Genomic DNA, 6,373 nt, shown 5'->3' with positions numbered 1-6,373 from the left:
CGTCGACTTATTCCTTGCATTGAATAAAAATGCAAGAATGAAATCCGATAACGATTTAATCAGCGCTTCCCTAGTTCACCAGCTCACCACCTGCCGCCGCAGGCGGCCCCCGATTCTCGATCCCGATCTTCGATCCCAGCCGCTCTGCGGCTGCATGCCCACCAAGGCGGTCAACGGGCAGCGGACAGCCGACAGAAAGTCTGATTTCTGATGTCTAACCTCTCTCTCCTATCTTCTATCCCTGTTCTCCTTTCCTCACTACGGTTTCATGGAGTTTGGTACCGTCGGGGAGATAGCCGGTGAGGGTCAGTGTATCCCTGTCTGCTTCCAAAATGGAATAGTTATCCGTTTCCGGCTGGGGTGCCACGTATTCATCCAGTTCGTGTTTTTTCCACAGTCCGGGGTAGCGGACGTTGCCGGAGAGGCCGTCGATAACGTAGACCGGACCTTTTTCGGAACGTTTGAGGTCATAGATGTGGCCTCTATCGCGGTAGGTATGAAGATGGGCGGAGATGACAAGGTCCACGCCGCAGGTATCAAAGAGGGGCATGAAGATTTCCCCCTCTTCGGAGAACCCTTCTTCCCTGTGAGGCCTGCTTTCATCGGAAAATCCATACTGCAGAGGGTCTTTATGCATGAGTACCACTTTCCATCTTTTCTTTGTGCCCTTCAGATCCTTTTCCAGCCATGCCTTTTCTTTTTCATACAGATCCGGAAGCCACTCTTTTTCTTCATTGAGGGATGTATCCAGCACAGTAAAGTGCACGTTTCCCCAGTCGAAGGAATAGTAGTGGTTTTTTAAGTCTTTGTTTCCATTATCCGGCAGGGTGAAATGGGTCAGGTAGCGGTTTGGCATATGATTTTTCCAGTCCAGGGAATAGGCTTCGTGGTTTCCAAGAGCCGGTGCCACGGGAATGCGGGAGGCGGTAGGTTCTACGCTCTTGAACCAGGTCTGCCACTGGTATTCATCGTCTCCATTGTCCACCAGATCTCCCAGTACTATCATGAATGACGCATCCTTATGGGCATCTGATGCATGGTGAATCAGGTTTTCCCAGTCGCTATAGTCAGAGCTCTGGGAGTCTGAAGTAACGATAGCTTTGAAAGAGCCGCCGTCATCGGTGGACAGAGGGTACCAGGCACTTACGCTGTTTCCTTCCCTAGTTCTGTACTCATAGGATTCTCCCTTTTCCAGATGATCCAGCTTTGCCGTATATACGATACCGTTTTTGATACCCCTGTTTCCTTCCAGCGGTTTGCCGGAGGCAGGAACGGTGTAGACCGTATGGGTCCCCTTTTTCCTGTATTCCAGAGAATTATCCTTTCCCGAAGGCAGTTCCCACATAATGGTTCTGCCTTTTTCGTTATTTTCTGCCACCACCTGGTGCAGGTTATAGGGGTTCATGGTTTCTGAAACCGGGCCGGAAGAGGCCTGGCGGTAAGAGGGGGCGGACTGATTTCCGCATCCTGCCATACCGGCAGCAAGGCCCAGGGCCAGTGCCAGGGCCATCCATTTTCTTTTCATTTCTTTTACTCCTTATCTATGATCCAGGGAAATAACAATCCCTATTGACATGAAATCTATGATAGCTTATTCTACAAGCTAAAGTGAACTTCAAGTCAAGTGTTTTTTTCAAAAGGAGTGGTATGATGCTGTATACTGCCGGCGAAGCTGCCAAAATTCTTGGAATTCCTGTTTCTACCGTCCGCTACTATGACAAGGAAGGACTCATCCCCAATCTGAAGCGTTCTTCCAGTGGTATCCGTCTTTTTCGAGAGGAAGATATAGAGGAACTCCGCCTGATCCAGTGTCTAAAAAAGACAAGGCTCTCCCTGAAGGACATTAGAATCTTCATGAATCTGCCGGTTGACGGCGACAAAACCATCCGGACCAGGCTTTCCATTCTTACCCGCCAGAAAGAGCTTCTGGAGGAAAAGAAAAGGGAGCTTGAGGAAATGATGAACGTGGTGGACTACAAACTTTGGTACTACCGGACCTCCGCTGAAGCAGGAACCACAAAGGCTGCCCGGGATGCATCTGCTGTCCCCGAAGCTTACCGCCCAGGCTATGAATGCCTCCATTTTTTGACCGGTAAGAAAAATACCCCGAAAGCGGAATAAATCATTGTTTCCCCAGCCTTTTCCTGACAGAATGAAGCACCCCTTCCAGCTCGTCTTCGGAAATCATCTTTCCGGAGCCGGGCCTCTTTTTTCTTCCAGCCCTTTTAGCGGCAAATCTTCACGATTATACATGTCTTCCATTTCCGTGAGACCGGACCAGTATTTTTTAGGAATAAAATTCCTCCTTTCCTTTGGATTCCGCCTCTCCTCAATTCCCATATGACGATAGTAGTTTCTCCAGAGCTGACGGAAATCTTCCTCTGCCCTGCTGTACTTCATATGCTCCGGCACATTTTCTATCTGTACGATGGAAACACGGCCCTTTGCGTAGACCGCCGCTTCCCGGCGCCGGATGTCGTATATAACCCAGCATTTTCCTGACAGCCGGTCCTTGAAATGGGAAGCCAGCAGGGGCAGGATGGCATGATCCGGCCGGATGACTGCATAGAGCGTGCCATCCTCCAGTTCACTGAATCGGAGAATGCCCCGGAATTTTTCCGTTTCATTCCCCACGGCCCGGCACATGGAAAGAATGTCTTGTACCCAGGGCTCCTTCTGCCGGGTATAGATTCCCTTTCCCAGCTTGAACCCTTCCTTTATAAAAAGGAAAATTTTCATATCCTTTCCCTCGAAATTGGAAAGAAAGGCGCGGTACATCCATCTCAGAGCTTTCTTCCCGCATTTCTTCTCAAAGGCAGCAGCCACTTTTTCCGCCTTTAGAAACCGGGTATCCACCAGGTATGTCATGCCAAAAAGGGTAGATTCCCCATCATCCCTTCTGATATCTTCCAGCTTTCCGGTGCCAAAGTGATAGATTTCATACACCGCTGTCAGAAAGCCGGGATAGGTGCCGTCATAGATAAAATACATAATCCCTCCCTATACCTGGGTATCAAAAAGACTCATCTCCCGCACTTCCCTGGCCGCCGTCTCCGATATGAGATGATTCCGAAGGTTCTTGTCATCCACCGAATACCCGCCATAGTACCTGCCGTTAACGGTGATGAAATAGCGGGCCCTTTTCATCACCAGCCCTATCCTTCTTAAATCATCAAAGGATAGATTTCCATACCGCCTGAGACGGATAATACGCATAGCACTTTTCACGCCGATACCGGGCACCCGGAGGATCATTTCATAGGAAGCCCTGTTGATTTCCACAGGAAAGAGTTCCCGATGCCTTAAGGCCCAGGTGCACTTGGGATCCAGCTCCTCATCGAAATCCGGTTCCTCCGGAGTCAGGATTTCCTCTGCCTGAAAATGGTAAAACCGAAGGAGCCAGTCAGCCTGGTAAAGCCTGTTTTCCCGGGAAAGGGGCGGCCTTTTGAGGGCAGGCAGATTTTTTCCCTTCATCACCGGCACGTAGGCCGAATAGTATACCCGCTTCAGATCCGCCTTACGGTAGAGTCCCTGGGTGAGCAGCAGAATCTGCCGGTCGCTTTCCCCGCTGGCCCCTACAATAAGCTGGGTGGTCTGGCCGGCAGGCACAAAGGATGGCGCTTTTTTGAAATGTTTCTTTTCCTCCCTGCGAGCTTCTATGGATTCCTTGAAGAAACGCATAGGCGCAAGGATGGCTGTCTTTGTCTTCTGCGGCGCCAGAAGGCGGAGAGACTTTTCCGACGGAAGCTCGATATTCACGCTCACCCTGTCCACATACCGGCCCAGTTCATTAAGAAGGGCCCTGTCCGTTCCCGGAATGCCCTTCATGTGGATATAGCCGTTGAAATGCTCCCTTTCTCGAAGGAGGCGGGCCGTTTTGATCAGAAGTTCCGTGGTGTAGTCCGGAGAACGGATGATGCCGGAGGAAAGGAACAGACCTTCTATGTAATTCCTTTTGTAAAATTCCACAGTCAGCATGACGATTTCTTCCGGCGTCAGCAGAGCCCGGGGCGTATCATGGCTTCGCCGGTTCACGCAGTATTCACAGTCATAAATGCAGGAATTGGTCATCAGTATCTTTAAAAGGGACACGCATCGCCCGTCTGCCGTCCATGTGTGGCAGATACCGCTTTTGTGGCCGCTGCCCAGACCTCCCGCATTGGCCCGCGAAGAGCCGCTGGATGAACAGGATACATCGTATTTCGCTGCGTCCGCCAATATATCAAGCTTATCTCCGATATCCATGATTTCCTCCCTGGAACATTTTTTCTTAATTCATTATACCACAAAGCAGAATAATTGTTCCAGTGGGAATACGGGAGGGTTCAGAGGGGTGAAGGAAAGGATTGCTCATGGGGCCCCAGAGTGGCCCGGGTTCAGAAGGTTCACAGGGTTCAGAGGGTGGCGGATAGCCGCTTCGCGGCGACGATGGCAGGAAGCAAAAGATACAATAAAAAAAGCAGGCGCCGGCCTGCTTTTTATTTCATTCCTTGTGATCGGAATCCTTCTTTTCCACTTTTTTCAGAACCACAGAGGATCCCTGCTTTTCTGCCTCGAATTTATCTTCTTCTGTCAGATGTTCCGAGTCCAGTACGATTTTCACACCCATGCGGTCCAGCATTTCATCGATGGTATGCTGTGTCTTGAAAAGTTCACCCATGTAAATACACCTTTCTTAAATATGATCCTTCCATTCGTAATATTCTTTTTTCCGGATCTGCCGCCACAGGAATGAGCCCAGGCTCCACACCAGGGCAATCACCAGAAGGGCCGTGCCGGGCATGCCGTCCATGGCCTGTTTCAGGGAAGCGGTTTCCACAGTGAAAATGGTGGGAAGAACGGCAGCAAAGGCGGAAAGGTAAATAGCAATGGCAAAGAAAGAGGAAATATAAGCCGCTGCCAGCCCCACCTTCACATGACGCATGCGTGTCAGAAGGAAGGATGCGGCGAACAGGATGGCTGTAGCCACCAGACTGATCCAGAAGAAACTGCCATAGGTATTGGAATCACCGGCATGGCTCTTCAAAAGGATGGCCAGAATGATGTACACCACCACATTCAGCACGCTGGATACCAGAAAAGCGGCACGGAAACGTTCAGCCAGCGGGTTCACCGCCTTCACCGCTCCGTAAAGGGTCCCCAGCTGGAAAGCAGCCAGAATCACCCACAGAGCGCAGAAAATGCCAAGAACGGAAAACTTGGAGCCGTCGTCCATAAGAAGAGAGGATCCGGTCAGTCCCATTACCGCCAGCGCCGCATAGGAAAAGAGGGATACCCCCTTCATAACGCCGGAGGCGGAAAACTGATTTCTGAGAAGGGAAGCAGCCATGCGAAGAAGGGCACCGGCAGCCACCAGTACAATAAGGACGATGTTTTCCGAATGGAACACCCTGTCAGAAACGCCGGGAATGGCCGCCCCCATCATAAAGAGCCCCAGGAAATACCAGAGCTCATTGCCATCCAGGCAGGGACGGAGAAGTCCCAGCAGTGCCCGGTTCTCCTCCCGGCTGCGGCATACCAAGGGCGCAGAAAGACAAAGCCCCCAGTCCGCTGCCTCCAGGATCATATATAATCCGAAAAAGCACAAAGGCAAAAGAAGTACATTAGAATCAGCGTTCATAAAATCCTCCAGCATTCATAAGTAGTAATAAGGAATTCTCCCTAAAAAGTATACCACAAGAGGCGATATAGAAACAAAGATTTTATCAAGTCCCCCGTTTTTGAACTCTTTTCCCGAATCTGCTATGATTAAGATAAGATATAAAGGTTTTCACAGGAGGGATAATGATGAACAAACTGATGAAAGCACTGCTCCTCGCCCTGGCTGCCGCCCTGGTTTCCGGAAAAATGAAGCCAAAGGCAAAGAAAGCCATAACCGCTAAAACGGCTGCTGACCCGTCTGCACCGGATATTTTAAAGCCCCTCTCCCCTATTACCAAAGCCTACTGGCTTCTCCACCCCAGGAAAGCCCTTTACCTCTGGCTCTTCCAGAAATCCTTCGGCTTCGCCTGGTCATTGGCAAAGAGGTATTTCAGGGGATAAAAGGTGGCCGCTTGGCGGCTACGGGTTCTGCGCCCTTTGGGCGCGAAAGGTTCTTAAGTTTGATGCACCTGTCGGTGCAAAGTTTCTTAGGTTTGACGGGCCCGCCGGGCCCGAGGGTTATGGATAACCATTGGACACGCCTGCGGCGTGAGGGTTCAGAGGGTTCAGAAGGTTCGAAGGGAAAGGATTGCCCTTCGGGCAATGATTATGAAGTCAGCGTTACGGGATGAGCTTCCTGCTGCATAAATCGTGTTAAACATGGTGGTGACTTGGCCGCCATAGGCGGCCACCCCCTATACCGCTGCACCGGACTTTCTCCACGGGAAAGCGT

The 6,373-nt window shown here is 50.7% G+C and carries 8 protein-coding genes; 3 read left to right on the top strand and 5 right to left on the bottom strand.

The genetic code is table 11. The features are described 5' to 3' along the window. On the top strand, window positions 1-211 hold a 211-nt coding region (locus tag B2Y11_RS08345), incomplete at its 5' end, for a hypothetical protein (RefSeq protein ID WP_291057999.1). A gap of 24 nt (window positions 212-235) precedes the next feature. Here the strand turns inward: B2Y11_RS08345 and B2Y11_RS08340 are convergent. Beyond that, a complete protein-coding gene (locus tag B2Y11_RS08340) occupies window positions 236-1,525 on the bottom strand; it encodes a metallophosphoesterase family protein (protein WP_291057998.1) in 1,290 nt (429 codons plus the stop codon). Between the two features lie 122 nt (window positions 1,526-1,647). On the opposite strand from B2Y11_RS08340, the gene B2Y11_RS08335 reads away from it, so the two are divergent. Beyond that, a complete protein-coding gene (locus B2Y11_RS08335) occupies window positions 1,648-2,121 on the top strand; it encodes a MerR family transcriptional regulator (protein ID WP_291057997.1) in 474 nt (157 codons plus the stop codon). Between the two features lie 63 nt (window positions 2,122-2,184). Here B2Y11_RS08335 and B2Y11_RS08330 read toward each other — a convergent pair whose 3' ends face one another. From B2Y11_RS08330 to B2Y11_RS08315, 4 genes are all read right to left on the bottom strand, one after another. Then, window positions 2,185-2,991: a TIGR03915 family putative DNA repair protein gene (locus tag B2Y11_RS08330; RefSeq protein ID WP_291057996.1), complete on the bottom strand. Its 807-nt coding sequence runs from the start codon at window positions 2,989-2,991 to the stop codon at window positions 2,185-2,187. A gap of 9 nt (window positions 2,992-3,000) precedes the next feature. Then, complete coding sequence (locus B2Y11_RS08325) at window positions 3,001-4,245, bottom strand: putative DNA modification/repair radical SAM protein (RefSeq protein ID WP_291057995.1); 1,245 nt, start codon at window positions 4,243-4,245, stop codon at window positions 3,001-3,003. A 238-nt stretch (window positions 4,246-4,483) separates the two neighbouring features. Continuing rightward, the gene (locus B2Y11_RS08320) at window positions 4,484-4,660 is read right to left on the bottom strand and encodes a tryptophanyl-tRNA synthetase (RefSeq protein ID WP_291057994.1); all 177 of its coding nucleotides are present in this window, start codon (window positions 4,658-4,660) and stop codon (window positions 4,484-4,486) included. A gap of 15 nt (window positions 4,661-4,675) precedes the next feature. Then, complete coding sequence (locus B2Y11_RS08315; RefSeq protein WP_291057993.1) at window positions 4,676-5,620, bottom strand: cytochrome d ubiquinol oxidase subunit II; 945 nt, start codon at window positions 5,618-5,620, stop codon at window positions 4,676-4,678. Window positions 5,621-5,784: 164 nt separating this feature from the next. Here B2Y11_RS08315 and B2Y11_RS08310 point away from each other — a divergent pair, with 164 nt between their 5' ends. Continuing rightward, window positions 5,785-6,042, top strand: coding sequence for a hypothetical protein (locus tag B2Y11_RS08310; protein ID WP_291057992.1), 258 nt, complete (start codon window positions 5,785-5,787; stop codon window positions 6,040-6,042). The last annotated feature ends 331 nt before the right edge of the window (window positions 6,043-6,373 follow it).

The organism is Dialister sp. UBA1703, assembly GCA_002320515.1.
In the GTDB taxonomy this organism is placed as follows: Bacteria; Bacillota; Negativicutes; order Veillonellales; family Dialisteraceae; genus Dialister.
Note: the sequence above shows the minus strand (reverse complement) of the source record. Positions and strands in the feature narration are given on the sequence as shown.

Excerpts from the sequence above, each read along its gene's own strand:
- B2Y11_RS08325 (WP_291057995.1), bottom strand. The coding sequence starts at position 4,245 with ATGGATATCGGAGATAAGCTTGATATATTGGCGGACGCAGCGAAATAC.
- B2Y11_RS08310 (WP_291057992.1), top strand. The coding sequence starts at position 5,785 with ATGATGAACAAACTGATGAAAGCACTGCTCCTCGCCCTGGCTGCCGCC.
- B2Y11_RS08315 (WP_291057993.1), bottom strand. The coding sequence starts at position 5,620 with ATGAACGCTGATTCTAATGTACTTCTTTTGCCTTTGTGCTTTTTCGGA.
- B2Y11_RS08340 (WP_291057998.1), bottom strand. The coding sequence starts at position 1,525 with ATGAAAAGAAAATGGATGGCCCTGGCACTGGCCCTGGGCCTTGCTGCC.
- B2Y11_RS08320 (WP_291057994.1), bottom strand. The coding sequence starts at position 4,660 with ATGGGTGAACTTTTCAAGACACAGCATACCATCGATGAAATGCTGGAC.
- B2Y11_RS08330 (WP_291057996.1), bottom strand. The coding sequence starts at position 2,991 with ATGTATTTTATCTATGACGGCACCTATCCCGGCTTTCTGACAGCGGTG.
- B2Y11_RS08335 (WP_291057997.1), top strand. The coding sequence starts at position 1,648 with ATGATGCTGTATACTGCCGGCGAAGCTGCCAAAATTCTTGGAATTCCT.